21 protein-coding genes are annotated in these 25,937 nt (G+C 73.0%); 9 read left to right on the top strand and 12 right to left on the bottom strand.

Going from position 1 to position 25,937, the window contains the following annotated elements; translation table 11 throughout:
- Window positions 1-23: 23 nt before the first annotated feature.
- Together EDD30_RS11085 and EDD30_RS11090 are read right to left on the bottom strand one after the other, a co-directional pair.
- Window positions 24-3,983: a trypsin-like peptidase domain-containing protein gene (locus EDD30_RS11085; RefSeq protein ID WP_084556156.1), complete on the bottom strand. Its 3,960-nt coding sequence runs from the start codon at window positions 3,981-3,983 to the stop codon at window positions 24-26.
- 12 nt (window positions 3,984-3,995) lie between these two features.
- Window positions 3,996-4,310, bottom strand: coding sequence for a CU044_2847 family protein (locus EDD30_RS11090; protein ID WP_071803579.1), 315 nt, complete (start codon window positions 4,308-4,310; stop codon window positions 3,996-3,998).
- 283 nt (window positions 4,311-4,593) lie between these two features.
- Between EDD30_RS11090 and EDD30_RS11095 the strand changes: the two genes are divergently transcribed.
- The 7 genes from EDD30_RS11095 to EDD30_RS11125 are packed head-to-tail and all read left to right on the top strand — an operon-like array spanning window position 4,594 to window position 13,437.
- Window positions 4,594-5,223, top strand: a complete 630-nt coding sequence (locus EDD30_RS11095) for a hypothetical protein (protein WP_071803580.1) — start codon at window positions 4,594-4,596, stop codon at window positions 5,221-5,223.
- Entirely contained in the window at window positions 5,220-8,348 is a 3,129-nt protein-coding gene (locus EDD30_RS11100) for a helicase HerA domain-containing protein (RefSeq protein WP_123678221.1), read from the top strand. Before EDD30_RS11095 ends, EDD30_RS11100 begins: the two co-directional genes overlap by 4 nt.
- 51 nt (window positions 8,349-8,399) lie before the next feature.
- Window positions 8,400-9,224 carry a hypothetical protein gene (locus EDD30_RS11105; RefSeq protein ID WP_071803581.1) on the top strand — a complete coding sequence of 275 codons (825 nt, stop codon included), beginning with the start codon at window positions 8,400-8,402 and terminating at the stop codon, window positions 9,222-9,224.
- A complete protein-coding gene (locus tag EDD30_RS11110) occupies window positions 9,221-9,820 on the top strand; it encodes a DUF4129 domain-containing protein (RefSeq protein ID WP_123678222.1) in 600 nt (199 codons plus the stop codon). Before EDD30_RS11105 ends, EDD30_RS11110 begins: the two co-directional genes overlap by 4 nt.
- Window positions 9,817-11,139, top strand: coding sequence for a DUF4350 domain-containing protein (locus EDD30_RS11115; RefSeq protein ID WP_123678223.1), 1,323 nt, complete (start codon window positions 9,817-9,819; stop codon window positions 11,137-11,139). Before EDD30_RS11110 ends, EDD30_RS11115 begins: the two co-directional genes overlap by 4 nt.
- Window positions 11,136-12,110, top strand: coding sequence for an AAA family ATPase (locus tag EDD30_RS11120; RefSeq protein WP_071807022.1), 975 nt, complete (start codon window positions 11,136-11,138; stop codon window positions 12,108-12,110). The genes EDD30_RS11115 and EDD30_RS11120 overlap by 4 nt, the downstream gene beginning before the upstream one ends.
- 7 nt (window positions 12,111-12,117) lie before the next feature.
- Complete coding sequence (locus EDD30_RS11125; protein WP_071807021.1) at window positions 12,118-13,437, top strand: DUF58 domain-containing protein; 1,320 nt, start codon at window positions 12,118-12,120, stop codon at window positions 13,435-13,437.
- Between the two features lie 13 nt (window positions 13,438-13,450).
- Here the strand turns inward: EDD30_RS11125 and EDD30_RS11130 are convergent, their stop codons facing one another.
- Entirely contained in the window at window positions 13,451-14,440 is a 990-nt protein-coding gene (locus EDD30_RS11130; RefSeq protein WP_071807020.1) for a stage II sporulation protein M, read from the bottom strand.
- 40 nt (window positions 14,441-14,480) lie between these two features.
- Between EDD30_RS11130 and EDD30_RS11135 the strand changes: the two genes are divergently transcribed.
- Window positions 14,481-15,416, top strand: coding sequence for an RDD family protein (locus EDD30_RS11135; RefSeq protein WP_071807019.1), 936 nt, complete (start codon window positions 14,481-14,483; stop codon window positions 15,414-15,416).
- Here EDD30_RS11135 and argS read toward each other — a convergent pair.
- The 5 genes from argS to EDD30_RS11160 form a co-directional block, all read right to left on the bottom strand.
- Window positions 15,403-17,070: an arginine--tRNA ligase gene (argS, locus tag EDD30_RS11140; protein ID WP_071807026.1), complete on the bottom strand. Its 1,668-nt coding sequence runs from the start codon at window positions 17,068-17,070 to the stop codon at window positions 15,403-15,405. The two genes, EDD30_RS11135 and argS, sit on opposite strands and share 14 nt — an antisense overlap.
- Before the next feature lie 246 nt (window positions 17,071-17,316).
- Window positions 17,317-18,933 carry a methyl-accepting chemotaxis protein gene (locus EDD30_RS11145; RefSeq protein ID WP_071807018.1) on the bottom strand — a complete coding sequence of 539 codons (1,617 nt, stop codon included), beginning with the start codon at window positions 18,931-18,933 and terminating at the stop codon, window positions 17,317-17,319.
- A 70-nt stretch (window positions 18,934-19,003) separates the two neighbouring features.
- Entirely contained in the window at window positions 19,004-19,813 is an 810-nt protein-coding gene (locus tag EDD30_RS11150; RefSeq protein WP_071807017.1) for a TrmH family RNA methyltransferase, read from the bottom strand.
- An 11-nt stretch (window positions 19,814-19,824) separates the two neighbouring features.
- Window positions 19,825-21,369, bottom strand: coding sequence for an aldehyde dehydrogenase family protein (locus tag EDD30_RS11155; protein WP_071807016.1), 1,545 nt, complete (start codon window positions 21,367-21,369; stop codon window positions 19,825-19,827).
- Window positions 21,370-21,482: 113 nt separating this feature from the next.
- Window positions 21,483-22,004 (bottom strand): flavoprotein, encoded by a 522-nt coding sequence (locus EDD30_RS11160; RefSeq protein ID WP_071807015.1) that lies wholly within the window; start codon window positions 22,002-22,004, stop codon window positions 21,483-21,485.
- A gap of 33 nt (window positions 22,005-22,037) precedes the next feature.
- Here EDD30_RS11160 and EDD30_RS11165 point away from each other — a divergent pair, with 33 nt between their 5' ends.
- Window positions 22,038-22,580: a dihydrofolate reductase family protein gene (locus tag EDD30_RS11165; RefSeq protein ID WP_071807014.1), complete on the top strand. Its 543-nt coding sequence runs from the start codon at window positions 22,038-22,040 to the stop codon at window positions 22,578-22,580.
- Here the strand turns inward: EDD30_RS11165 and EDD30_RS11170 are convergent.
- From EDD30_RS11170 to EDD30_RS11185, 4 genes are all read right to left on the bottom strand, one after another.
- On the bottom strand, window positions 22,551-22,940 hold the full coding sequence (locus EDD30_RS11170; protein ID WP_071807013.1) for an HPF/RaiA family ribosome-associated protein: 390 nt from the start codon (window positions 22,938-22,940) through the stop codon (window positions 22,551-22,553). The genes EDD30_RS11165 and EDD30_RS11170 overlap by 30 nt on opposite strands.
- Window positions 22,941-23,025: 85 nt before the next feature.
- Window positions 23,026-24,135 carry a type VII secretion-associated serine protease mycosin gene (gene mycP, locus EDD30_RS11175; RefSeq protein WP_084556610.1) on the bottom strand — a complete coding sequence of 370 codons (1,110 nt, stop codon included), beginning with the start codon at window positions 24,133-24,135 and terminating at the stop codon, window positions 23,026-23,028.
- Window positions 24,132-25,493, bottom strand: coding sequence for a hypothetical protein (locus tag EDD30_RS38220; protein WP_143162799.1), 1,362 nt, complete (start codon window positions 25,491-25,493; stop codon window positions 24,132-24,134). Before EDD30_RS38220 ends, mycP begins: the two co-directional genes overlap by 4 nt.
- Window positions 25,493-25,876, bottom strand: a complete 384-nt coding sequence (locus EDD30_RS11185) for a hypothetical protein (RefSeq protein WP_123678224.1) — start codon at window positions 25,874-25,876, stop codon at window positions 25,493-25,495. The genes EDD30_RS38220 and EDD30_RS11185 overlap by 1 nt, the downstream gene beginning before the upstream one ends.
- Window positions 25,877-25,937: the final 61 nt, after the last annotated feature.

A 25,937-nucleotide genomic window follows, 5' to 3' on the forward strand; every position in this document is an offset into this window, starting at 1 on the left:
ATGCCCGACGACCAGCAGGGACGTCACTGCGTGCCGAGCGCCAACAGACCTCGGTCCAGGCCGACGATCAGGACATCTCCGACGTACGCGCACGCCAGAGCGCGGTGGTGCACCGGGATGATGCGCAGCAGCCGGCCCGTCCCGGCGTCCCAGATCCGCACGGTGCGGTCGAGGCTGGCCGAGGCCAGGGCGGCACGGCCCGCGAACCGCATCGGGCAGACCCCGGTGACCGCGGCCGTGTGCCCGGTCAGCACTCCGCGGGGAGTGAGGCCGGTCAGGTCCCAGAGCCGGACGGTCCGGTCGGCGCCCGCGGACACCAGGATCTCCCGGCCGGCGAGCGGGAAGCAGGCCAGGGCGTTGACCGCGTCGTGGTGCCCCTGCCGCTCGGTGAGCAGTTCCCCCGCCGGATCCCAGAGCCGCAGCATGCCGTTCTTGTCCGCCGAGACGAGCAGGTCGTGGGCGGCGGCGAGCGCGGTGACCCAGGTAGCGTGCCCGAGCAGCGGCCGGACGACGTCGCGGTGCAGGTCCCAGACCCGGACGATGAGGTCGTCGGCGCCCGACGCCAGCAGCGCGCCGACGCCGCGGACCGCGTTGACCCGCTCGTGATGTCCCTTCAACTCCCGGTAGAGCTGGCCGTGGTCGACGTCCCAGATCCGGACGGCGCGGTCCTCGCTGGACACTGCGATGAGGCGGCGCTCGTCGTCGGCCACGGCGGTCACATCCGTGACCGTCGTCCCGTACGCGACGAGGGCGAGCCGCTCCTCTCCGGTCGACGGCTCCCACAACCGGACCGTGCCGTCGCCGCCGGTGGAGGCGACCAGGGTGCCGTCCGCCGCCGGGATCGCGGCCAGCGCGCCGACCGCGCCGAGCCGGCCGCCGTCCATCACCGTCTCGGCCCGGCCGGTGGCCGGGTCCCAGAGCCGGACGGTGCCGTCGTCCCCGGCCGTGGCCAGCAGGTTGCGGTCGCCGACCGGCAGCTCGCAGATGGCGCGGATCCAGCTCGCGTACCCCTCGATGGGCTGCCGCGACCGGCCGGTGTGCATGTCCCAGAGGCGGATCGTGCCGTCCTCGTCGGTGGCCGCGAGCAGCAGGGCGTCGTCCGCCTCCAGGGTGCACAGGTCGGTGAGCGGGCCGGCCTGGGTGTCGAACACGGCGACCGCCTCGGTCCAGCGCGCGTCCCAGAACCTGACGGTGCCGTCGTAGCCGGCGGAGGCCACCATGTCGCGGACCGGGTACAAAGTGGTCACCCAGCCCGTGTGCCCGGCGAACGTCGCGATCTGAGCGCCGGTCGCCGGATCCCAGAGCCGCACCGTGCCGTCGAACCCGGCGGAGGCCACGAACCGGCCGGCCCGGCAGACCGCGGTGACCCAGCCGGTGTGTCCCTCCAGCGTACGGATCAGGTCGCCGGTGGCCGGATCCCAGAGCCGGACCGTACGGTCGTCGCTGCCGGAGACGAGCAGCTCGTGGCCGTCCGGCAGCACGACCGTGCAGAGGTTGCGCACCCAGTCGCGGTGGCCGGTGAGCGTACGGACGAGCCGGCAGCCCCGGGGATCCCACAGCTTGATCGTCCGGTCATGGCTGGCCGTGGCCAGCAGGTGCACGTCGCCCACCCGGACCGCGGCGAGTCCCCGGACGCAGTCGTCGTGGCAGTCGATGACGTGCTCGGTCTGGCTGGTCAGCGGGTCCCAGAGCCGCACCGTGCCGTCGTCGGCGGCGGAGGCGAGCATGCTGCGTCCGTCCACCGCGAGGGCGGCGACGTCGTAGACGGCCTCCGAGTGTCCCTCCAGGACCGTGCGCTCGAGGCGCCTCGGCGTGCGCGCCCAGCGGGCCGCGTAGGGGGCTCCGGGCACCGGTCGCAGCCCACCGGGCAGCGCGTCGATCTTCTCCACCACGGAGAACAGCGCGGCCCGCTCCAGCGCGGGGGCCCGCAGGGCTTGCGGCGTGCGCTGCAACAGTTGCGCGCGGGCGGCGCCGAGCTCCGTGCGGGCGGCATCGGCGGCGGGCAACAGCCGGTCGAGATGGGCGTGCAGCACGTAGCCGTCGTCGGCGAGCAGGTCGTCGACCAGGCCGGTACGGGCCGCGTGCCGCGGAAGCGCCCGGAGGAGGTATTCCGGCGCGGCGGCCCAGCCCGCGGTCCTCGCGTACCGCAGCCAGGCCGCGACGATCCGGCTCTCCTCCCGCTCCTTCCCGTCGGCGAGCAGTGCCTCGTTGAGCGCCTGGTGGAAGAGCCGGTAGGTGGGCGCCTCGGCGGTGCCGCTCTCCACCAGGAAGTTCGCGGCGGACGTCCGCGCGAAGAACGTCAGCTCCTCCTCGGTGGCCCGGCCGCCGAGCGCCGCGGCGGCGACCTGCCAGAGGCTGATGGGCAGCCCGGGCGTCTCGGCGTGGGCGAGGGCGGTCAGCGCCAGCCGGGCCGGCGCCCCTCCCGCGGCGGGCAGGCCGTCGACATAGCGGTCCAGCGCGTCGGCGACCGTCGCGGAGAAGGTGACCTCGTCGGGGTGGGCCGGGCGGGCGTCGCGCAGGCCCCGGGCGCGGGCGACCAGGCCGGCGACGAGGAAGTTGCCCTGCGAGAGCACGGCGATCCGGCGGGCCACCGGCTCGGCGAGCCGCTCGTCCGCGTACGGGTTCCCGGGCCGTTCCGCGCCGGCGAGGGTGGCGAGCGCATAGCCGGCGAGGTCGGACTCGGAGAAGTACTGCGCGGCGTCCAGGTCGACGACCTCGGCGGCGGGGCCGAACTCCGCCAGCAGGTCGCCGTGGTCGTCGGCCCGCCGGGTGCCGACCACCACCTGGACGCCGAGCGGCGCGAGGTGGCGGGTCAGCGGCAGGACGACGTCGCGGACGAGCCGGCGCGCCTGGGCCGGCGACACGGCCTCGTCCAGGGCGTCGACGACGAGGTTGAACCGCGCCGGGCGCCGGGTCAGCCGCTCGCGCAGGGCCGGCATCAGGTCGGCCGGATCCGCCGGCAGGCCGACGGCCGCCGCCCGGGCGATCTCGGCGGCGATCTCCAGCGCGGTCTTGCCCTTGGCGTGCACGGCGCAGGAGACCGAGCCGGGCGTCGCCGCCTCGGCGGTGTCGTCGGTCGGCAGCGCCGCCCGGGCGCCGGGATCCGCGGTGGTGACGATCCGGCCCAGCACGGCGGACTTCCCGACACCGGGCGATCCGGTCACGACCAGCGGCCGGTCGTGGGCCTCGGGCGCGTCCAGCCAGGACACGATGGTGCGCAGAGCCGCCGTACGCCCGCGGAAGCGCGAGCCGCGCTCGGTGTGCACGGCGACGCCGCGGGCCCGCGGCAGCCAGTGGCGCCGGGCCTCCTCGTCGTTCTCCAGCGCCCAGCCCCAGGCCGCGAGGGCCGCATCGTCGGCGTCCCCGGCCTGCCACTGGGCGAGCATCGAGAGCTTCAGCTCCGGTAACTGCTCGTCGGCGTGGTGCAGGGTGAGCGCATATCCGTCGCCGTCGCCGGCCGCGACGACCAGCCCCACGACGGCGTCGTACTCCTCCGACCACAACGCGCCGCCGCTGAAGCCGGTGCGCAGGCCGGGGGCGGACTCGCTGGCCAGGTGGATCCGGCCGTAGGTGAGCGGATCGCCGACCACGCCCTCGGCCGAGCCGCCGTGCTCGGCGCCGTCGGGGAAGCCGAAGGCCCACCAGGAACGGCCGCTGAGCTCGGCGGGCGGCGCGCAGCGCAACCGGGCGGGCCGCACCGACGGCGGCACCGGCTCGGCGAGCTCGAGGAGGGCGACGTCGACGTTCTTGACGTCCTCGCCGGTGTGGGCGAGCACCGCCACGCGACGTTCGCCGTATCCGACGCCGGGCGCCTTGGGGAACGCGATCCAGATCTCGCCGAGCACCTCGCCGTCCCGGCGCAGGACGTGCGCGCAGGTCAGCACCTGGTTGCGGTCGATCACCACGCCGGTGCCGAGCGGGTGGCAGTCGTCCGGGCCCGCGTGGATGGCCACCGTCCAGGTGTCGACGGGCGCCCTGGTCACGACGGGCTCCCGTCAGCCCCGGCCGCCGAGGGGCTCCGGCCGCCAGCTCATGGTGACCTCGAAGTTCGCCTCCGTCGCCGCCTTGGCCACCACCCAGTTGGCCGTGCCGGTCACCTTGATCCCGAACTTGACCTCGACCGAGTCGGGGGCCATGTCACGGACCTGGTCCAGCAACACCTTGGCCGCCGCCAACGCCGGCCCCACGGACTCCTTGACCGTTCCGGCGATGTCACCGGCGCCGGCCGGCCGGAAGCCGGCGACCGGTGCGATCTCGATCTGGGCGACCGTCTCGGCGTCGACGCGATAACGGACGACCTCGGACGACATCGACGCCAGCCTCCAGCGGGAAAATGACTTCACAATCCGGCGGCGCACCGGCACCGCAGTGCAATGTCGCACGTCCCGCACATGGGGGCAATACACCTACCAAGATCCCTTTTCGAAGAATGGCGAACATATGTGCGACAGCGGCGGTGGACCAGCATTTCCGAAGATCGTCGATCATGTCCGCTGTCGGATTTCCGAATCCACACAGTGGACCTTGCCACCACCGCCGTACCTCGGCAGAATCGGGCCCGACGCGTGGACCCCCTCCCTCAAGGAGCGCCGAATGCCGGACGACAAGCTCACGCTCGTCGAGACCTGTGCGCTGCTGACCCTGCTCAAGGAAGGGCAGGAGATAGCCAATGCGGATCTTAAGAATGAGCGCGGATTCGAGCTCAAGTCTCCCCACCGGAATCGCCTCGAAAAGCTTGGGCTCATCGACGTCCGCAAGGAGAAGAACCGGATCTTCCTGGGCGTGAGCGAGAAAGGCTGGGCCGGCGCGCTCGAGGCCATCGGCAGTGTTCCACCGGCCCGTTCCGGCTATGCGGGAGCGACCATATATGCGCAGGTGGCGGCCATCCGGCAATTCCTGGAGACGTCCGGGCTGGCGCTGTCCGAGTTCTACGCACCCGCACCGCGACGACCCGCCGCCGAGCCCGGGGAGGTCGTCGCGCTGGTGCGCAAGGCCTACGACGAGCTCGCGCAGGCACCCGGCGACGCCGTAAGGCTGGCACGGATCCGCGCCGCCCTGCCGGAGATAGGCCGGGACGACCTCGACGCGGCCCTGATCGCCCTGCACCGCGAGGACGGCGTGCGGGTCTTCGCCGAGGCGAACCAGAAGACCCTCACCGACGCGGACCGGTCCGCCGCGGTCAGCATCGGCAACCAGGACAAGCATCTGCTGCAGATCAGATGATCAGCGAGGCCGAGCGGAGGGCGCTCTCCGCATTGCGGTTCAACTGGGCGCCGACCGCCGACGACGTCTGGCGGCCGCCGCCCTTCCACGTCGCCGGGCTGCACCGGGCCGCGCTGGACCTGGTGCTGCAGGGTTTCGCCGAGGCGGGCGAGCAGCAGGAGTCGAGCCCGGTCGGGGTGGCCCTGCTGGGCGAGCGCGGCACCGGCAAGACGCATCTGCTCGGCGCCGTCCGCGAGCAGGTGCAGGCCCGGGACGGCTACTTCTTCCTGATCAGCCTGCTCGACGCCAGCGCCTTCTGGAGCAGCGCGGCGCTGTCCGTCGTGGAGGGCCTGACCCGGGTCCCCGAGCAGGGTGAGAGCCAGCTCGTGGTCTTCCTGCGCCGGCTCGCGGATTCCTGCGGCGCCCCCCGGGGCGTACGGCGGGCGGTCACCGGTGCGACGGCGGTGAACCGGGCCACCCTCGACGCCTTCATCGACCTGCTGCGCAAGCGCAACCGGCAGGTCGGGGTGGAGGCTCAGGACACCGCGCGGGCCCTGGTGCTGCACGCCGCCGAGGACCCGCGTGCGCAGGACGTCGGCTACGAGTTCCTCTGCTCGAACGACGAGGTGGAGCCGGGCGAGCGGGCGGGATGGGGCATGCGCCGCGGACGGCGCTCCGCGCAGGAGGTCGTCCGTGACATCTCCCGCCTGCTCGCCCTCACCGGTCCCGCGGTGATCGCCGTCGACCAGATCGACGCGCTCGTGCACCAGTCCGCGACGTCCAGCGAGTCCGCGACGTCCAGCGGGTCCGCGACGTCCAGCGGGTCCGCGAACCGTCCGGACTGGAGCGGTTCGCTGCTGCTGGAACACATTGCGGGCGGCCTGATGGCGCTGCGGGAGACGACGCGGCGCACCCTGTCCGTGGTGAGCTGCCTGCCGACGGTGTGGGAGCTGGTCAAGTCCACCGCGACCAATACGGTCCAAGACCGGTTCCGCGAGGCGATCGACCTCAAGGAGATACCCACCGCCGAGATCGGGCACGAGCTGGTGGCCCGGCGCTTCGCCGCGAAGTTCGCCGAGGCCGGGTTCACCCCGCCGCACCCGACGTGGCCCGTGGCGAGCGCCGCGTTCGCGGAGGCGGTGCAGTTCACGCCGCGCGAGCTGCTGAGGACCGTCGACAATCATGTACGGGAATGCCTGCGCGCCGGCGAGGTGCACGAGCTGGACCATCTGTTGCACCAGCACCGCGGGGCACCCGCCGCCGCGGCCGAGCCGGCGCGGATCGCCGACGACGACCGGCGGATGTTCGACTCTCGCTACGCCGAACTACTCGCGGCGGCGAACCCCGGCCGGGCCCTCGATCCGGCCACCGAGGACGAGACCGTGCCCGCTCTGCTGCGCGCCGGGCTCGAGGCCTGGATCGGCGAACGGGACGAGCCGGAGGGCACCTTCGGCGTCGACCCTCCACCGGGCGCCAAGCCGGCGCTGCACGCGCGGCTGCGCCGCAGCCTGGACGACCGGACCGAGGACGAGGCCCACTGGGCGTTCCGGGCGATCGCCCATCCCAACCCCATCGCCGTGCTCAACCGCATCCGCAACGCGCACACCGCGGCCGGACTGACCGAGGGCCAGAGCCGGCGACGGCTGGTGCTGCTGCGCAACGAACCGTTCTCCAAAGGCGCCCGCACTCAGGACGCGCTCAAGGCGCTCATCGCGGCGGGCGGCTCGTGGACGGCCTTTCCCGAGTCCGACGTGCTCAGGCTGCTGGCCCTGCGCGGCCTGCTCGACGAGTACGGCTACGACAAGCTCCAGCCGTGGCTGCGCGAACGCCGCCCCACGTCCTCGATCGAGTTCCTCCGCACGACGTTCGAGGCGGTCACGCCGGCGGACGCCGACGGGAACGACACGACCGGGCCGCCGGGCCGGATCGTGCTGGGCGCCGCGGTGGGCACCGGCGATGCCGTCGGCGTGGAGCCGGCGGCGCTGCGCAAACACACCGCCATTTTCGCCGGATCCGGGTCGGGCAAGACCGTGCTGATCCGCCGGCTCGTCGAGGAGTGCGCGCTGCAGGGCGTGTCCGCGATCGTGCTCGACCCCAACAACGACCTCTCCCGGCTCGGCGACCCCTGGCCGGAACCGCCGCCCGGCTGGGACGACGCCGACACCGCCCGCTCCGCCGACTATCTGCAGAGCACCGACGTGGTGGTCTGGACGCCACGCCTGCAGAGCGGGCGCCCGCTGAGCTTCCAGCCGTTGCCCGACTTCACCGAGATGCTGGACGACCCGGACGTCTTCGCGGCGGGCATCGACTCGGCGGTCGCCGCGCTCGCCCCGCGGGCCAAGGTCGACGGCTCCACCGGCAGGGCGCAGCTCGGCCAGGCCGTGCTGCGGGAGGCGCTGATCGGCTACGCGCGTACGGGACCCGGCGATCTGAAGGACTTCATCGGGCTCCTCGGCGACCTGCCCGAAGACCTGAGCCGGATCGAGGACGCGCCGCGGATCGCCGCCGGGATGGCGCAGTTGCTGACGGCCACGACCGTCAACGATCCGCTGTTCGGCGGGCGGGGCGCCCCCACCGATCCCGGCCTGCTGCTGACCCCGCGGCCCGGATACCGCGCCCGGGTGTCGGTCATCAACTTCGCCGGGCTCACCGACGACGGCCAGCGGCAGAGCTTCGTCAACCAGTTGCAGTTGGCCCTGTTCGCCTGGATCAAGCGGAACCCCGCCGGCGACCGGCCGCTGGGCGCCCTGTTCGTGATGGACGAGGCGCAGACGCTGGCGCCCTCCGGGCCGATGACGGCCTGCACGCACAGCACGCTGGCGCTGGCCTCGCAGGCCCGCAAGTACGGCCTCGGCCTGGTGTTCGCCACCCAGGCTCCCAAGGGCCTGCACAACCGCATCCCCGGCAACGCGGCGACGCAGTTCTTCGGGCTGCTCAACCACCCGACCCAGATCGCCGCGGCCCGCGAGCTGGCCCGCGCCAAGGGGAGCGACGTTTCCGACATCGCCCGGTTGCGGGTGGGTCAGTTCTACGCGGCCATCGAGGGCGGCGAGTTCGTCAAGATGCAGGCGCCGTGGTCGCTGTCGCACCATCCGCAGAGCCCGCCGACGGTCGAGGAGGTGCTCGAGCGCGCTCGGGAGAGATGAACGGCGGCGGCGCCCGGCCGGGGGCCGCCTCGATCGCCTAGGATCGCCGCCATGCCCGCGCAGCCCGACCTGCCGCTGCGTCCCATGACGCTCGGTGAGCTGCTGGACGCCGCCATGACCCTGTTGCGGGCCCGGGCGCTGCCCCTGCTGCTCACCGCCGGCGTGCTGGCGGCGCTCGAGCAGGCCCTGCTCATGCCGCTGCGGCACGCCGCCTCCGCCAGTCCTCCGCTCTACGGGCCGGCGGAGGACGACTTCGAGAGCTGGTGGCTGCTCGTCGCCGCCGGGTTCGCCACCGAGGGCTTCATCGTCTGCGTGCTCGGCGCGCTCGCCGCCGCGGCCGCGGGACCCGCGCTGCTCGGGCGGCCGGTGCGCCACCGGGAGCTGTGGGCCCGGACCCGCCCGGTCCCCACGCTGCTCGCGGCCCTCGCGCTGGGCGCCGCCTGCGGGGTCGCCGCGTTCGCCGGTTTCGTCGGCTGGATCGTCGTGTACGGGTTCTTCGGCCTGGTCAGCGCCGTCATCGTGATCGAACGGTCGGGGTCGTTCCTGCGCTCGGCGCGGCTCGCCGCCCGCGGCGGGATGCGGGGCGTGTGGACGCGGCTCACGGCGTACCTGACCTGGCTGGCGGTGCGGGTCGTGCTCGGCGCCGGCTGGGTCGCCATCTTCGCGACGGTCACCGGGGACCGGCCGGGCTGGCTCGACTGGATCACGCCGGTCGCGTGGGGGGCCGCCAACGCGGTGGCGTACGCCGCGCTGGGATGCGTCGACGCCGTGCTGCTGCTGGAGACGCGGATCCGTACGGAAGGCCTCGACATCGCCGTCGCCCGGATCCGCAGCCGGGGCGGGGACCCGGCCGCCGCGCTGGTGCACGTGCCGTGACCCGCGTGTGGGACGAGTTCGCGGCGTCGGTCTTCGACTGGATCCCGCCGTCGCTGCTGCTGCTGATCCTGCTCGCGGCGGCCGGGCTGATCGGTGCGCTCTGGTACTGGTTCCCGGCCTGGGTGCCGCGACGAATGCCCCGGCTGCGGCTGCCCCGGCTCCGGATGCCCCGGTGGCGGCTGCCGCGATGGCGCCGGCCGCGGTTCTCCCGGCGCCGGCGGAGCACCGCCGCCGGCGCCTCCTCGGAGGCCACGACCGCGTTCGAGCCCAGCGTCGTGCTGAGCGACGGCACGCTGCTGGCCGACCGCCTCGCCGCCGAGGGCCGCTACGCGGAGGCGGTCCGGCAGCGGCTGCGCGACATCGTCGGTGATCTCACCGCCGCCGGCGTCATCTCGCCGCTGCCCGGCACGACCGCCGCGGAGGTCGCGGCGGCGGCCGCCGTCCAGCGTCCGGCGGTGGCGGCCCCGCTCGGCGGCGCGACCGAGCTGTTCTCCCAGATCTGGTACGGCAACCGCCCGGCGGACCGCGCCCACGACGAGCACATGCGCGCCCTGACCGGCGAGGTCCGCGCCCGGATGAGCGGTGGTACGCCGTGAAGAACCTCCGCCGCCTGCGCCTGATCCTGCCCTTCGCCGTGGTGCTCGGGCTCGCCACGCTCACCGGCATCGCGCACGCCGTGCAGCAGAGCGACCCCACCGACGCCTCGTTCCTCTCCCCCACCAGCCAGGAAGGCGACGGCGCGAAGCTGCTCGCGGACAGGTTGACCCGGCTCGGCGTCACCGTGGACGTCCGTACCCGCAGCGACGAGGCCCTGTCCGCGGTCGCCACCGGCGGCGCGACGACCCTCTTCGTGACCACGCCGGAGTTGGTGCATCCCGCCTATCTGCGCACGTTCGCCGCGCTGCCGTCGCAGGTCCGGATCGTCCTGGTGGCACCCGGCCCGAACGAGCTGAACGACGCGCGGCTCGGCGTCGTCGCCCGCGGGCCGCGCTGGACCGCCGCCGCGCCCCCGCCCGGTTGCGCGGTGGAGCCCGCCGTCGCGGGCGGCCCGGCGGCGGCGCTGCGCTGGCAGTACGAGGCCACCCAGCTCTCGCCACTGAGCTGCTACGACGGCGGGCTCGTCGAGCTGGAGCCCCACGGGTTCGGCCCGGTGACCCTGATCGGCGCGGCGGATCCGTTCCGCAACGACCGCGCCGGCGAGCACGGCAATGGGCGGCTCGCCTCCGGCCTGCTCTCCCGGGCTCCCCGGGTCGTCTGGCTCGACCTGCACGAGCGCGAGTCGGCCCCGGCACCCTCCGCGCCTGCGCCCGGCACCGGGACCCCGGACAGAACCGGTGAACCCGGTGATTCCGGCGAGGACGGCTCGGGACCCGGCGGCGGGCGGTCCGACGACGAGCAGCCCGGCGAAGCGCCGCCCGGCGAAGCGGGCGACGACAGCGGGGCGGCGGCCGACAACCCGCTGGCCCGGGCCTTCCCGCCGGGGGTGTGGGCGGCACTGGCGCTGCTGGTACTCGCGGCAATCGCGCTGGCCCTGGCGTCGGCCCGGCGGCTGGGCGCGCCCGTCGCCGAGCCGCTTCCGGCGCGGGTGCGGGCCGCGGAGACGGTCCGCGGCCTCGGCGGCCTGTACCGCAGGGCGGGCGCGCGCGGCGCGTCGCTGAGGACCGTACAGTCGGCGGCACGGACCCGGTTGATCGAGCACTTCGACCTGCCGGGCGACACCGACGTCGACGAGCTGGCCGCACGGGTGGCGGCGGACACCGGGCAGCCGGAGGACGACATCCGGCACGTGCTCGGCGGCGGGGTCGAGGACAGCGACGAGGAGCTGGTCCGCGCCGCGACCGCCGTGCAGGAGCTGGTCCGGCTCGTGACCGGGCGGCAGAACTGGCAACACAGCGACGAGGGGAATCTGACGTGACGTCGTTCGTACCCGGCGAGGCCACCGCGGCCCGCGACGCCTTGCAGCGCCTGCGGTCCGAGGTCGCCAAGGCGGTCGTCGGCCAGGACGCGGTGGTCGGCGGGGTGGTGATCGCGCTGCTCTGCGGCGGGCACGTGCTGCTGGAGGGCGTGCCCGGCGTCGCCAAAACGCTGCTGGTCCGGGCGCTGGCGACCGCGCTGGACGTCGACACCAAGCGGGTCCAGTTCACGCCCGACCTGATGCCGGGCGACGTGACCGGGTCGATGATCTACGACGCGCGGGCCGCGGCGTTCAGCTTCCGGCCCGGCCCGATCTTCACCAGCCTGCTGCTCGCCGACGAGATCAACCGGACCCCGCCGAAGACCCAGGCGGCGCTGCTCGAGGCGATGGAGGAGCGCACGGTCAGCACCGACGGCGAGTCGCGCCGGCTGCCCGAGCCGTTCATCGTGGTGGCGACGCAGAACCCGATCGAGTACGAGGGCACGTACCCGCTGCCGGAGGCGCAGCTCGACCGGTTCCTGCTGAAGCTGGCGGTGCCGCTGCCGGAACGCGCGGAGGAGCTCGGCGTGCTGCGGGCCCACCACCACGGCTTCGACCCGCGAGACCTCAAGGCCGCCGGGGTGGGCCCGGTGGCCTCCGCCGCCGACCTGGCCGCCGGCCGCGAGGCGGTCCGCCGCGTCGCCGTCGCCGACCCGGTCCTCGAGTACATCGTCGACCTGTGCCGGGCCACCCGGGTCGCACCCGCGCTGGAGCTGGGCGCGTCGCCGCGGGGCACCACCGCCCTGCTCGCCGTCGCGAAGGCGCGGGCCTGGCTCAGCGGCCGCGAATACGTGATCCCGGACGACGTGCAGGCCTTCGCCGTCCCCGTCCTGCGGCACCGGGTACGGCTGCGCGCCGAGGCCGAGCTGGACGGCGTCACCACCGCGTCGGTGCTGCGGTCCGTGCTCGGCGCCGTGCCCGCGCCCCGCTGAGCCGGCCGTGGTCACCAGGCGCTTCGCGCTGCTGCTGGCGCTGGGCGTTCCGCTGCCGGCGCTGCTGCCCTCGCCCTGGCTGCTGACCCTCGCCGTCGCCGGCCTGGCTATCGGCGCGGCGGTGCTGGACGTGCTGGTCGCGGCCCCGCTGACCGGCGTGACGCTGCGGCGCCACGGCGACGAGACGGTGTGGCTCGGCGAGACGGCGACCACGACCCTGACCGTCGCGAACACCTCCGGGCGGCCGATGTGGCTGCGGCTGCGGGACCGCTGGGTGCCGTCGGCCGGCGCGGATCGCACCGCGCACCGGCTCAACCTCCTCGCCGGCGAGGAGCGGGAGGTCACCACCACGCTGACCCCGACGCGGCACGGCGACCGGGCCGCGGTACGGGTGACGCTGCGCTCGCACGGGCCGCTGGGGCTCGCGTACCGGCAGCGCCGGCAGCGGTGGAACGAGGCCGTGACGCCGGCGTGGACGTTGCGGGTGCTGCCGCGCTTCCCGTCCCGGCGGCTGCTGCCGGAGAAGCTGGCGAAGTTGCGCGTCTTCGACGGCGCCGTGGTCACCCGCGGGCGGGGGCAGGGCACCGAGTTCGACGTGCTGCGCGAGTACGTCGTCGGCGACGATGTGCGCTCGATCGACTGGCGGGCCTCCGCGCGGACGCATGACGTGGTGGTCCGGACCTGGCGCCCGGAGCGCGACCGCCGCGTGGTGTGCGTGCTGGACACCGGCCGCACCTCGGCGGCGCGGATCGGCGACGAGCCCCGGCTGGACGCCGCGATCGACGCGGCCCTGCTGCTGGCCGTGCTGGCGTCGAAGGCCGACGACCGGGTCGATCTGCTCGCGGTGGACACCGCCGTACGCGCCAAGGTCGAGGGCGGCGGCCACCGCACCAAGCTGCCGCGGCTGATCAGCTCGCTGGCTGCGCTGGAGCCGGCCCTGGTGGAGACCGACTTCGGCCTGGCCGCCGGCGATCTGCTGCGCCGCGGCCACAAGCGGGCCCTCGTGGTGATCTTCTCGGCGCTGGACGCCGCGCCCATCGTCGAGGGTCTGCTGCCGCTGCTGTCCCGGCTGACCACCCGGCACCGGGTGGTGCTGGCCAGCGTGCGCGACCCGGAGACCGCCGAGTTGGCGCGGCTGCCGGCGAGCGGTGCGACCGCGGAGGACGTCCATCTCGCCGCGGCCGCCGAGCTGGCGCTGGCGGAACGCGACCGGGTCCGGGCCCTGCTCACCCAGCAGGGTGTCATCGTGGTCGACGAGCCCCGCGAGTCGTTCGCCTCCAAGGTCTGCGACGTCTACCTCATGCTGAAGGCGGCCGGCCGGTTGTGACCGCGGCCCGGCGTCAGACGGTGGGGACCTCGGCGGCGGGATGCTCCGGCTCCGAGCTGTCCCCGCGCCGCTCCGCGGCGGCGCCGACGATCAGGGCATAGGCCAGGAAGGCGAGCCAGACCAGGAACCCGATGCCCACTCGGACCGCGTCCGGCCAGCCCGACGGCGTCACGTACGCCTCCAGAATGCCCGAGACCAGCAGCATGGCGACCAGACCGAGCGCCACCAGCATGCCCGCGCGGGCCCGCTCGGCGAGCGCACGGCCGCGGGTGCGGTGCGGGCCGGGCGCGATCCAGGCCCAGCCGATGCGCAGGCCCACCCCGGCCGCGACGAAGATGGCGGTCAGCTCCAGGAAGCCGTGCGGCAGGATGTAGACGAAGAAGGTCTCGCCGTAGCCGCGGTCGATCATCAGACCGCCGATCAGGCCGATGCCGAACGTGTTCTGGGCGAGGACCCACAACACCGGCACGATGAGGACGCCGGAGGCGAGGCACTGCCCGGCGATCATGGCGTTGTGCGTCCAGACGTTGGCCGCGAAGTTCTGGGCCTGGAACTCGCTGTAGTAGGCGACGAAGTCCTCCCCGGCGTACCGCTCGGCGGCCGCCGGGGGCACGAAGGTCTCCACGATCTCGGGATGGGCCGCGAAATATCCCATCAGTACCCCGGCGACCAGCACGTCGAGCACCATCACCGCCAGCCACCAGCGCCGGGCCCGGTAGAGCTCGAGCGGCAGCGTGGTGGTGAAGAAGCGGGCCACCGGGCGCCAGGAGAAGCGGCGGCCGCCGGTGACCGCGGAACGCCCCGCGATCACGAGCTGCGACAGCGATGCCAGCAGGATCGGGTCGGGCGAGTGGCTGCGCACCACGGAGAGATGGGTGGCCGCGCGCTGGTAGAGCAGCACCAGCTCGTCGGCCTCGGCGGCGGACAACCGGCGGCGGCGGGTCAGGGCGTCGAGCCGGCTCCACTCCCCGCGGCGCTCGGCGACGTACGCGTCCAGGTCCACCGGCGCAGCGTAGCGGGCGGCGATCGGGTTAACTAACCGCATGACAACGGCGGCGGACGGCGGGCATCGCGAGCAGCTCGTCAACGGCGAGGCCGTCGAGGTCGACGTCCGGCACGCCCGGATCGGCTCGCGAGGGCTGGCGCTGCTGCTCGACATGATGGTGCAGGCGGCGCTGGCGCTCGTCCTGCTCATCGGCGCCCAGGCCGTCTTCCTGCTCGGCGACGCCGCGGACGAGGCGCTGGCCGCGGCGATCGTCACCGTCGTCGTGATCGCCGTGTTCGTCGCGTACCCCACCGTGACCGAGACGCTCACCGACGGCCGCAGCCTCGGCAAGCGGGCGATGGGCCTGCGCGTCGTCCGGGAGGACGGCGGCCCGATCCGGGTCCGCCACGCCCTCGTGCGCAGCCTCGTCGGCCTCGCCGTGGAGTGGCCCGGCCTGCTCTTCCCGCCCTTCACCTGGGCGGTCGCGCTGACCACGATGCTGTTCCAGCGGCAGGGCCGGCGCCTGGGCGACCTGGCGGCCGGCACCTTCGTGATCCACGAGCGGTCCCCGGCGCCGTGGGGCTGGGTGCCGGCGATGCCGCCGCCGCTCGCGGCCTGGGCCGCGCGGCTCGACCTGACGAACCTCGACGACGACCTGGCCCTCGCCGCGCGGCACTACCTGGCCCGCGCGGCCGACATCCGCCCGCCGATGAACGCCCGGTTCGCGCACACCCTCGCGGCCGAGGTGAGCGAGAAGATCACCCAACCGATCCCGCCGGGCGTGCCACCCTGGGCCTTCCTCAGCGCGGTCCTCGCCGAACGCCGCCGCCGCGCCGGCGGCCGGGCCGAGGCCACCCGGGCTCTGACCCAGCGCATCTGGCCCGGCTTCGGCCGCCTCGAGTGGGCCCGCGCCGCCGGCCCCACCTGGGACCCGGCCGGCATCAACCCACCCCTGCTCGGCGTGATGAAGGAAGAGGGCATCACAGGGAGGTAGGAGCGGCCATCCCCAGCAGGTCGAGTCCCTGCCGCAGGGTGCGCCCGGTCAGCACGCACAGTGCCAGCCGGCTCGCCCGGACGTCGTCGGGCGCCTTGAGCACCGGGCAGTTCTCGTAGAAGCCGCTGAACAGCGACGCGAGCCCGTAGAGGTAGCCGGCGAGCCGGTGCGGCTCCAGCGTCTCGCCTACCGAGCGCACGACCGGTTCGAAGGCGAGCAGTTCCAGCGCCAGCGCACGCTCGGCCGGGTGGCAGATCGTCACCGCACCGGCGGGATCACCGGCCCGCTCCAGGACCGAGCAGATCCGGGCATACGCATACTGCAGGTACGGCCCGGTGTTGCCGGTCAGGGCGAGCATCCGGTCCCAGTCGAAGACATAGTCGTTGCGGCGATCCCCGGCGAGATCGGCGTACTTGACGGCGCCGACGCCGACCGCCGCGGCGACCTCCGGGCAGGTCCCGAGCGACGACGCCCGTACGACCGCCTCGTCGAGGAGCTCGGCCAGTTTGACGGAGTCGCCGGAGCGGGTGCGGAACATCTTGCCGTCGGCGCCGAGGATCGAGCCGAAGGCGACGTGCTCCGCGGTGACGCCGTCGGGCAGCCAGCCCGCCGCCGCGGCCACCGCGTACACCATCTCGAAGTGGGTCCGCTGCGGTGCGCCGACGACGTAGAGCAGCCGGGTCGCGCCGAGCACACGGACCCGGTGGCGCAGGGCGGCCAGGTCGGTGGCCGCGTACCCGAATCCGCCGTCGCTCTTGCGCACGATGAGCGGGAGGGGCTCGCCGTCACGGCCGGTGAAGCCGGCGGGGAACGCGCAGAGCGCGCCGTCGCTCTCGATCAGCAGGCCCTTGGCGACGAGCTCGTCCACGACGGCCGGCAACGCGTCGTTGTAGGTGCTCTCCCCGGCGAAGTCGGCCTCGGTGAGGGTCACCCCGAGCCTTTCGTACGCCGCCAGCAGGTACCGCCGCGACTCGGCGACGTACGCCCGCCACAGCCGCAGCGTCCGCTCGTCTCCGGCCTGCAACCGGACCACCCGCAGTCGCGACCGGCTCCGGAACTCCTCGTCGGCGTCGAACTTGGCGCGCGCCGCCTGGTAGAACCCGGTGAGGTCGCCGAGCTGCGGTGCACCGGTCGAGTGGCTGTCGAGCAGATGCTCGATGAGCATGCCGAAGGCCGTGCCCCAGTCACCGACGTGGTTGGCCCGCACGACGTCGTGGCCCAGCCAGGCGAGGGTCCGTGCGAGCGAGTCGCCGATCACCATGGACCGCAGGTGCCCGACGGTCAGCTCCTTGGCGATGTTCGGCGCCGAGTAGTCGACGACGACGGTCCGCGGCTGAGCGGCCGGCGGCACACCGAGCCGCGCATCGGCCGCGAGGGCGTTCACCGCGGACGCGATCAGCTCGTCGGCGACGGTCAGATTGAGGAAGCCGGGGCCCGAGACCTCCACCTGTGCCAGCCCGGCCAGGTCCGAGCGCCCGGCGACCTCCCGCGCGACGTCCCGCGGTGACCGGCCCAGCCGTCCGGCGAGCGACAGCACCGCCCCGGACTGGAAGTCGGCGTGCCGCGAGCGCCGCACGGCCGGGTCGACGGCCGCCCGCGCGACCTCGGCGAGCGCGGGAGCGAGCCGCGCGGAGAGCAGAGCTTCAAGATTCATGATCAGGCCCATCGACGGTACGCGGGAGGCGGGCCGACGTGGGGTCACGAACTACCTGCGACACCGGCGGCGGACCCGCCGGTGGAGGACACGTGCTAGCTCAACCGGAGGGTGGTGGTCCGGCGTCGCTCGCGGTTGATGCTGTGCACGCCGCCGAGCCTAGTGGGTCCGCCACGGCCACGGCGAGTGGATAAGCCGTGGGTCACGCGCGGACCGCCGCGGCCGCCGTGCGGGACAGCGCGAGCGTCAGACGGTGAACCCGGCGACGAGTGACTTGAGCTCGCTGCTCGTCCGGGCCAGTTCCTCGGCCGACGACTGCGCCTGCCGCACCACCGTCGTGGTCTCCCCGACCGCGGCCGAGACTCCGGCGATGTTCATCGCGATCTCCCGGCTGCTCTGCGCCGCCTCGGCCACGTTGCGGCCCATCTCGCCGGTGGTCGCGGTCTGCTCCTCGACCGCCGCGGCGATGAGCGTCTGGAAGTCGCTGATCCGGCTCACCACGTTGCCGATCTCGGCGATCGCGCCGACCGCGTCGCCGGTGTCGGACTGAATCGTCTGCACCAGGCGGGAAATCTCCTCGGTGGCCTTCGCCGTCTCCTGGGCCAGGTCCTTGACCTCCCCGGCGACCACGGCGAAGCCCTTGCCCATCTCGCCGGCCCGGGCCGCCTCGATGGTCGCGTTGAGCGCGAGCAGGTTGGTCTGCTCGGCGATCGAGGTGATGATCCGCACCACGGCGCTGATCTCGGCGGAGGACTCGCCCAGCTTGCCGACGCTGACGTTGGTCCGGTCGACCACGGAGACGGCCTCGACGGCGACCCGCGCCGCCTCGCCGGCGTTGCGGCTGATCTCGTCGATGGCGGAGCCCATCTCGCGGCTGCCCGCCTCGAGCGTACGGACGTTGCCGGAGACGTCACCGGCCGCCTGGGCGACCGCGGACGCCTGCTCGTCGACGTGGGCGTTGGACTCGGTGACCCGGCCGGAGATCTCCGACAGGCCGTCGGAGGCGGTCGAGATCGTCCCGGCGTGCCCGGCGATCGCGGCGACCGTCTCCCGCAGCGCCTCGGCGGTCGTGTTCAGCGCCTCGCCGAGCCGGCCCAGCTCGTCGCGGCGCTTCAGGTCGGTGCGGACGGTGAGGTCACGCCCGGCCAGGCGACCGAGCGCGGCCACCACCACGTTCAACGGGCGCACCACCGAGCGGGTCGCCCAGACCGCGAGCAGGATCGCCAGGATCAGGGCGAGCAGCAGCGTGCCGCCGAGCACCTTCTGGCTCAGGTCGCGAACGTCCGCCGCCCTGGCGCTCTCCTTCTCGACGCGGTCGACGACCGACTTGTAGAGCTCCGTGGTGGTGTCGAGCACGACGCCATACGAGTCGGACGCGTCGCCGTCGTTGACGCTGTCCATGACCTTGCGGAGGGTGGCCTGGCTGTCGTCCTCCTCGAGCCACTTCAGCATCTTGTCGTCCCAGGCGAAGAAGTCGTCCCAGGCGGGCTTGAGCTTGTCGAACATGGCCTTCTCGGCCGCGGTGAAGTTCGTGGTCTCGACCTGCTCCAGGACCTCGTACACCGCCTCCTTGGAGTCCAGCAGACCCTGACGGTTGAACTCGTCCTCCGAGGCGAGGTACTCGAACCCGTACGCGGCGACGTCGTTGATCCACAGGGACTGCCACCCGGAAATGTCCGCGGCGTAGTACTCAATCTCCTGGATGTCGCCGCGGAGGTGTTCCAGATCCGCCATCCGGCTCTGGGAGTCGCTCTGCTGCCGCATACCCCACCAGCCGGCGCCCGCGGCGACCACGATCAGGCTGGCGAGCACGAGGAAGGATGCGCCGAGCCGCTTGCCGACGCTGACGTCTGAGATACGCACGGGTTGCTCTCCGGTGGGAATCGGGTCTCACCCGCCTCTTCGACCGTTGCAGCCCGGTTCTGAGAAAGTGTCAGCCCCGTCGCTGCCGGGCCGCCTCGTAGAGCGCGACGGTCCCGGCGGAGGCCGCGTTCAGGGAGCTCGCGGCCCCGACCATGGGAATCCGGACAATCTGGTCACAAACGGCGCGCCAGGCGGCGCTCAGGCCGTGCGTCTCGTTGCCGACGACCAGCACGGTCGGCCCGGTCAGGTCGTGGCCGGCCAGGTCGACCGGCCCACCCTCGTCGGTCCCGACGACCTGCACGGGTACGCCGAGCGCCCCGGCCCAGTCGAGCACCTCCCGGTGGCTCGGCACCCGCACCACGGGCAGGGCGAACAGCGAGCCGGTGGAGGCACGCACCGCCCGCGGATCGTACGGATCGGCGGCATGCCCCGTGACGATCACGCCGTCCGCCCCGAACGCGTCCGCCGAGCGCACCAGCGTGCCGATGTTTCCCGGGGTCGTCGGCCGGTCGAAGGCCACGACCAGCAGATCGGGCCGGACCGGGATCCGGGCGGGGTCGTCGGCGGGCAGGCCCACGGCGGCCAGCAGTTCGGGCGTCTCCTCGTCCTTGCCGCCCAGCTCGCGCATGAGCTCGGCGGAGAGCACCGCCCGCGGGGCGCGCGCGGTCTCGATCAGCTCCCGCGCCCACCGAGACAGGCCGGGACCCTCGGCGGTGAGCAGCGCCCGGATCTGGTGGCCGTGCTGCACGGCCAGCGAAATCGGGCGTACGCCCTGCACCAGAAACTCCCCGGCCCGCTGCCGCTTGGCACGGTTGGTCAGCAGCGCCTGCCACTGCTGGAAGGTGGCGTTACGGGTGGTGATCCTCAAGGTCCTCGGCACGCCGTCCGAGGTTACGGCGTGGGCGGGAAGCTGGTGTAGTCGGGGAAGTTGCCGTAGAGCCGCTCGCCGGGCTCGCCGACGGTCACGGCCTGCACGAGCAGGTCGCCGCCGACGAAGGCACCCTTCCAGGAGGCGCCACGCCCGCCGAAGGTCTCCTCCCGGTCACCGCGCGAGCGCGGCTTGTTGATCCCCACCTTGTACGCCTGGACGTCCTGCGCCAGCTTCACCGCCAGCTCCTCGTCGTCGACCGCCAGGCTGGCCACCAGGGCACCGTTGCTGGCGTTCATCGCCGACAGCAGCTCGTCGGCGGTGTCCACCACGATGATCGTGTCCACCGGTCCGAACGGCTCGGCGTGCATCAGCCGCGAGCGTCCCGGCGGGGCCAGCAGCGCGGTGGGGCCCACGTACGCGCGGATGTCCTGCCCGTCGAGGAACCGGCCGGCCCCCGGGGCACCCCGGTGCAGCGGCACGGCTCCCCCGCGGATCGCCTCGTCCACCTTGCGGCGCAGCTCGTCGGCCTTCGCGGCGCTGATCAGCGGGCCGAAGTCGAGCTCCGGCAGCGGGTCGCCGGCCTGCTCCACGGCGAGCGGGTGCCCGAACCGCACGGACTTGACCACGGGCAGGTAGACGTCTAGGAACGCGTCGACCAGGTCCCGCTGCACGACGAACCGGGGGTAGGCGGTGCAGCGCTGCTTGCCGTACTCGAAACCCTTGCGCAGGTGACCGGCGAGCAGGTCCCACTGGGAGAACTCCCAGATGCCCCACGCGTTGAGGCCTTCCTGCTCGATGAAGTGGCGCTTGTCGGAGTCGAGCAGCGCGCCGGCGACCTTACCGCCGTTCGAGCGGCCGCCGACGAAGGCCACCGCCCCGATCGCCGGGTCGCGCACCAGCACCTCGGAGAGCTCGTCGCCGCTGCCGGACAGCAGGGTGACCGGCAGCCCGGCCCGGGCCATGAGCGCGTGCGCGAGGGTGAGGCATACCGCGCCGCCCTGCGACGGCGTCTTGGCGATCACCGCGTTGCCGGCGAGAAGCTGCACGAGCTCGGCGTGGACCAGCACGCTCATCGGATAGTTCCACGAGGCGATGTTGCTCACCGGGCCGGGCAGCGGCTCCCGGCCGGCAACCTGCCGCTCGATCTGCTCGGCGTACCAGCGCACGCCGTCGAGGGCACGGTCGACGTCGGCGCAGGCCAGCCGCCACGGCTTGCCGATCTCCCAGGCCAGCGTCAGGGCGAGCAGGTCCCGGTGCAGCGCCAGGGCCTCCACGGCGGCGCAGACCCGGGCCCGCCGCCCGGCGAGCGGGGTGACGGCCCAGTCGTGGTGCGCCCGGGTGGCGGCGCGCACCGCGTCGGCCGCGGTGGCGGCGTCGACCCGGGAAACCTGGGCGATCACGGACCCGTCGACGGGGGTGCACAGGTCGACCGGCGTCCCGCTGTCCTGCCAGCCGCCGGCGTAGAGGTTGCGCAACCGGTCGGCCACGAACGCCTCGGGTGCGGCGGCCGCGACCCGGGCGAGGACGTCGTTCCAGGCGGTTCCGGGGGCGAGGATCAAGCTCATGCCCCACTGTGCAAACGGTCCGCCGCCGGGCGCCACGGGTCCCGCCGTACGCGAGCGCCGGTTCTTTTCATGACGGGAAGAATCGACGAACTTCTCTTCCTTGCCCGAACCGCTCAGATCTCGCTCCTCGAGCGTCGTACGCTCTCCAGGAGATCCAGACCCTCGAAGCCGTCCGCGGCGAAACGCACGCCCTCCGCCCGCAGCGAGCGCACGGCCCGCCGGTACGGCGCCCGCGAGGCCAGCGCCGAGTTGACGGCCGGCACCACCACGGTCGGCACGCCGCGCCCGATGACCTCGGCCACCGAGCTCAGCGGGTAGGTGTCGGCGATGCCGAGCGCCAGCTTGTTGATGGTGTTGAAGGTGGCCGGCACCACGAGCATGGCGTCCGCCACGGGCGACACCCGGGTGCCGTCGGGTGCGTACCCGTAGGTGGTACGCACCGGGCGGCCGCTGATCCGCGCAAGCGCCGCCACGTCGGCGATGTCCAGCGCGCTGGCCGTCGCCGTGACATCGACCGTCCATCCCCGAGCGACCGCCTCCTCGGCGATCTCGCCGACCTCGACCGCGATCCCCGCCCCACAGACGAGGATCCGCAGGTCACTACCGCTTCCGACCTTGCTTCCGGCACTGCTCACGGCGAAAGGGTACGCAGATGCTGAGATAAGACCATGGCGAAGCTGCTCTATTCGGCCACCATGTCCCTGGACGGCTACATCGCGGGGCCGGACGGTGACATGTCGTGGATGACGCCGTACCTCGGACCCGACCCGCTCGTCGACGATCTGGTGTCCGAGGTGGGCACGGTCCTCGCCGGCAACCGCACCTTCCGCGGCGACGACCCGTACCGCGACACCCCCGCGGAGGGGCAGGCGTTCGGCGGGGCATGGTCGGGGCCGCAGGTGGTGCTGACCCATCACCGTCCGTCCGTACCGTGGCCGGGGGTGACCTTCGCCGGCGACCTGCCGACGGCCGTGGCCCTGGCCAAGGAGGCCGCCGGCGAGAAGTACGTCAACGTCCTGGGCGCCGACGTCGCCCGGCAATGCCTGGCGGCGGGGGTCCTCGACGAGATCCTGGTGTGCATCGCCCCGGTCCTGCTCGGCGCGGGCACCCGCCTGTACGACCAGGAGGAAGGCACCCCCGTGAAGCTGGAACGCATCCGCTCCGCGGAGGTGCCGCACTCGTCAGACCTGTGGTTCCGTGTCCTGCGGTAGATCGGTGAGCCCGGTCCGCAGATGACGGTTGTGCCGGGGCTCCTGCCTGGTCTTGGAGTCGTCGAGCCGCCGCCGCAGATCGTCCCGGACGTCATTGAGGGCGGCGTGCAGATCATCCTCGGCGGAGGTCGTCACGATCTTCTGGCGACCCGCGATCCAGCACTCCAGCGTGACCTTCTGCCCGCGGGCCTCCCGATCCTTGACCGAGACCTCCAACTCGGTGGTCTCCGCCGGAAAGGTCGCCAACCGGGAATCCAGCGTCGCAAACTGCTCGGCGATCCAATTCCGATCACCCTGCGAGAAGCCGGCCCCTGCGCGCAGGCACTGCCCCACGGTCGCCGGCTCTGCCGCGACACTCATGCGCGTCTCCCTTCGGTGCGAACTAGGTCATCGACCCCTACCCGCTCGCACCGAGAAATCCACCTGAAGTGCCCTGACAACCCCACTAACGCCGCCGCAGCATGAGCGCCACCACGGCGCCCCCGAGGATCAGCACGACGGCCGCGAGCCCACTGGTGAGCAGAATCGGACTGACCCGCCTCGACCCCGCCGAGGCCGAAGGCACCTCCACCGGCCCCGGCCGCACCGAAGCGCTGGGAGTGGCGGTAGGCGGAGCCGCCGGAACATCGGCGGTCAGCGCCTTCACCAGATCAAGCCGGCCGTGTCCGTACACATCGTCCCGACCCGGCTTACCCGCGTCCACCGCCGTCGCGGTAAGCCGGTGCACCACGTCGGCCGCACTGAGCTCGGGATACCTCGCCCGGATCAGCGCGGCGGCCCCACTGACCACGGCGGTCGCGTGACTCGTGCCGTAGCTCACGCTGTAGCCGGTTTCCCCGATGTCGGTGCTGGCGATGTCGACACCCGGGGCGGCGATATCGACCTGGGGGCCCGTGATCGAGAACTTGGCGATCTTGCCGGCGCGGTCCACCGCGCCGACGGCGAGAACTTCGGGATACTTCGCGGGATAGTCCCCTTCGATCTCACCGCGGTTACCGCTGGACGCCACCAGGACGATGTCGGCGGCTTGGGCGGCCCGGATCGCCTCGTGGATCAGCGCCTCGTCGTTGCTGCCGAGGGACATGTTGATGACACGAGCACCGTGTCCAGCGGCGTAGGTGATGGCATCGGCCAGCACCTTGCCGCCGCTGGGCATGTTCAGCGGCACGCGAACCGGGAGGATCTTCGCGGCGGGCGCGATGCCGAGTATGCCCCGATCTTCGCCGTGCCCTCTGCCAGCGATGATTCCCGTCATCGCCGTACCGTGGCCGTCAACGTCGACGCGGCCGTCACCACCGGGATCGAAGAAATCCTTGCCGGGAAGCACCGCACCGGCCAAATCCTGGTGCTTGGCATCGATCCCGCTGTCGATCACCGCAACGGTGACGCTCGCACCCCGAGTGACCTCATGAGCTTTCCCGACCTTCAGTGCCGTCAGGTGCCATTGCCGATCCCGGACCGGTTGGGCGGCGGCCGGAGCCGCCGTCCCACACACCAGAGCCAGTGAAGCGATCACCGCGGCGAGAGCGCGTCCACGGTGGATCGGAGCTCTCATCGATAGGGGCCGATCACGCCGGGGCCGGGATCGTGACGCACAGCACGGGTGTCAGGCTCGATGACCGGTGCGACGCCACGGCGGACGTCCCACGTCTGATCCGCCGTTCCCTCGATCGAAGAGCTGTCGGTCCCGTTCTGCTGACCACGGCCGGCTTGACCCACCTGGACGACCGGCTGCCGACCGCTCGCCGGGTGACCCGCCGCGCCGGTCTTCGCGCCGGCGCTACCAGCGGCCTTCGCTCCAGCATGGGCTCCGGCGCCGTTCGCCCCGATGATCCCGCCGACCTTCGCCCCAGGCCTCGCGCCGGCGCCGTTCACCCCGCCGATCCCACCGGCCCTCCCTCCAGGCCGCGCTCCGGCACCGTTCGCGCCGATGATCGTGCCCGACGGCAGCGCACTGCGCACGGGCACCGCCTGGCGGCCCGCCGACGCACCGCGCCCGCCCGGGGGCGCTGACACTCCGCCGATCACTCCAAGTCCGCCACCGGGCACAAGACCGAGAGGACCGCCTCCTCCGATCACTGGACCGGGCAAGCCGCCGCCCCCTCCGGCCGCGGGCGGCGGAACGGCACCGACAGGAAGATTTCCCGCCGGCGGCGAAGGAGCGAGGGGCAGAACGCCCGCAAGCTCGGGTCCACTGCCAGGCAGCGACGAGCCGGTTCCTGCTCCAACGCCTCCGACTGCCCCATCCGGACCGAATACCGGCGAGGGCGGGCTGTGGGGGACGGAAACCGGAAGAGGCGCAGCGCTCAGACCCGCCGAGGCGGATGAACCGAGGCCGCCGACACCTGCTGCCCCCGCGCCCGAGCCGGATGTGCTTGGTTCGTCGTCGACGGGGCTCGGGCCCACGCGGCGACCGGGCCTCGGGTCGAAGAGGGTGGGAGGTTGGATTTGGGTGCTGTGGTCGGCGATGGCGGCCTCGGCCTTGCGCATGGCTTGGCGGGCCTTTTCGTCGTATTCGTCTTCCGCGCCGTCCGCCCATCGCGGGATGAGGTCCGTGCTGACGACGTTGCGCTCCTCGGCCCAGGTGCTGACCGCCGCGCGGGCCTCGGCCAGTGACTCCAGGACGCCCCGGAGGCCGGCGCGCGTGTCTTCCGCACGGGTGAGGGTCTCCTGCATCGAATCCGCGAGGGAACCCATCAGACCCAGGAACCTCTGCGCGGACGCGTTCTTGTCGGGGGACCACACCGCCGCGAGGGCTTCCTTCGCCTCCTCCAGGCGGCGGTGCTGGGTGCGCACGTCGTGGGCGAGGCCCTCCCAGTTCATGACTCGGTCGGCGCCCGTGCAGGCGTTCTCCTTCTCGAGCATTCCCCAGATCGAGGGCAGGTTGTACGCCTCCCAGTTCGCGCCCGCCATCAGGCCGCCCGCCCTTCGTCGATGACCTTGTTCGCCTGCGCGATCGCGCCGTCGATCAGGGCGTCGATCCGGCCCTGGACGGCCGCCGAGGACATGTCGACGTCGGCGAAGTCACGAGCGATGCTTTCCGCCACCTGCGCGAAGATGATCGCCATCTGGTGGTATGCGCGCAGGTTCGCCTCGGTGTTCTCCAGGGCCTGGGCATAGCGCTGCTTGGCCTGGAACACCGTGTCGCCGGGAATGTTGGCGCCGAAGACCACGCCGTGGCTGTGCAGGAGCGCACCCCTACCAGCCGCGGATGCGTAACCGCTGTCCGCATCCGCGCGCATACCCTTCGCGAACTCGCCCACCTGTCCGGTGTCTATCTGAATACCGTCCGGCATTCTGCCTCCCCGTCGCCGCGACACCACAGCATATCGATCGATACGTACGCATGCGTGCCCC

Origin of the sequence: Couchioplanes caeruleus (assembly GCF_003751945.1) — a bacterium.
GTDB classification, from domain to species: domain Bacteria; phylum Actinomycetota; class Actinomycetes; order Mycobacteriales; family Micromonosporaceae; genus Actinoplanes; species Actinoplanes caeruleus.

Bases quoted from the DNA above. Each gene is read 5' to 3' on its own strand.
- EDD30_RS11090 (WP_071803579.1), bottom strand. From the start codon at position 4,310: ATGTCGTCCGAGGTCGTCCGTTATCGCGTCGACGCCGAGACGGTCGCC.
- EDD30_RS11095 (WP_071803580.1), top strand. From the start codon at position 4,594: ATGCCGGACGACAAGCTCACGCTCGTCGAGACCTGTGCGCTGCTGACC.
- EDD30_RS11100 (WP_123678221.1), top strand. From the start codon at position 5,220: ATGATCAGCGAGGCCGAGCGGAGGGCGCTCTCCGCATTGCGGTTCAAC.
- EDD30_RS11105 (WP_071803581.1), top strand. From the start codon at position 8,400: ATGCCCGCGCAGCCCGACCTGCCGCTGCGTCCCATGACGCTCGGTGAG.
- EDD30_RS11135 (WP_071807019.1), top strand. From the start codon at position 14,481: ATGACAACGGCGGCGGACGGCGGGCATCGCGAGCAGCTCGTCAACGGC.
- argS (WP_071807026.1), bottom strand. From the start codon at position 17,070: ATGAATCTTGAAGCTCTGCTCTCCGCGCGGCTCGCTCCCGCGCTCGCC.
- EDD30_RS11155 (WP_071807016.1), bottom strand. From the start codon at position 21,369: ATGAGCTTGATCCTCGCCCCCGGAACCGCCTGGAACGACGTCCTCGCC.
- EDD30_RS11165 (WP_071807014.1), top strand. From the start codon at position 22,038: ATGGCGAAGCTGCTCTATTCGGCCACCATGTCCCTGGACGGCTACATC.
- EDD30_RS11170 (WP_071807013.1), bottom strand. From the start codon at position 22,940: ATGAGTGTCGCGGCAGAGCCGGCGACCGTGGGGCAGTGCCTGCGCGCA.
- mycP (WP_084556610.1), bottom strand. From the start codon at position 24,135: ATGAGAGCTCCGATCCACCGTGGACGCGCTCTCGCCGCGGTGATCGCT.
- EDD30_RS38220 (WP_143162799.1), bottom strand. From the start codon at position 25,493: ATGGCGGGCGCGAACTGGGAGGCGTACAACCTGCCCTCGATCTGGGGA.
- EDD30_RS11185 (WP_123678224.1), bottom strand. From the start codon at position 25,876: ATGCCGGACGGTATTCAGATAGACACCGGACAGGTGGGCGAGTTCGCG.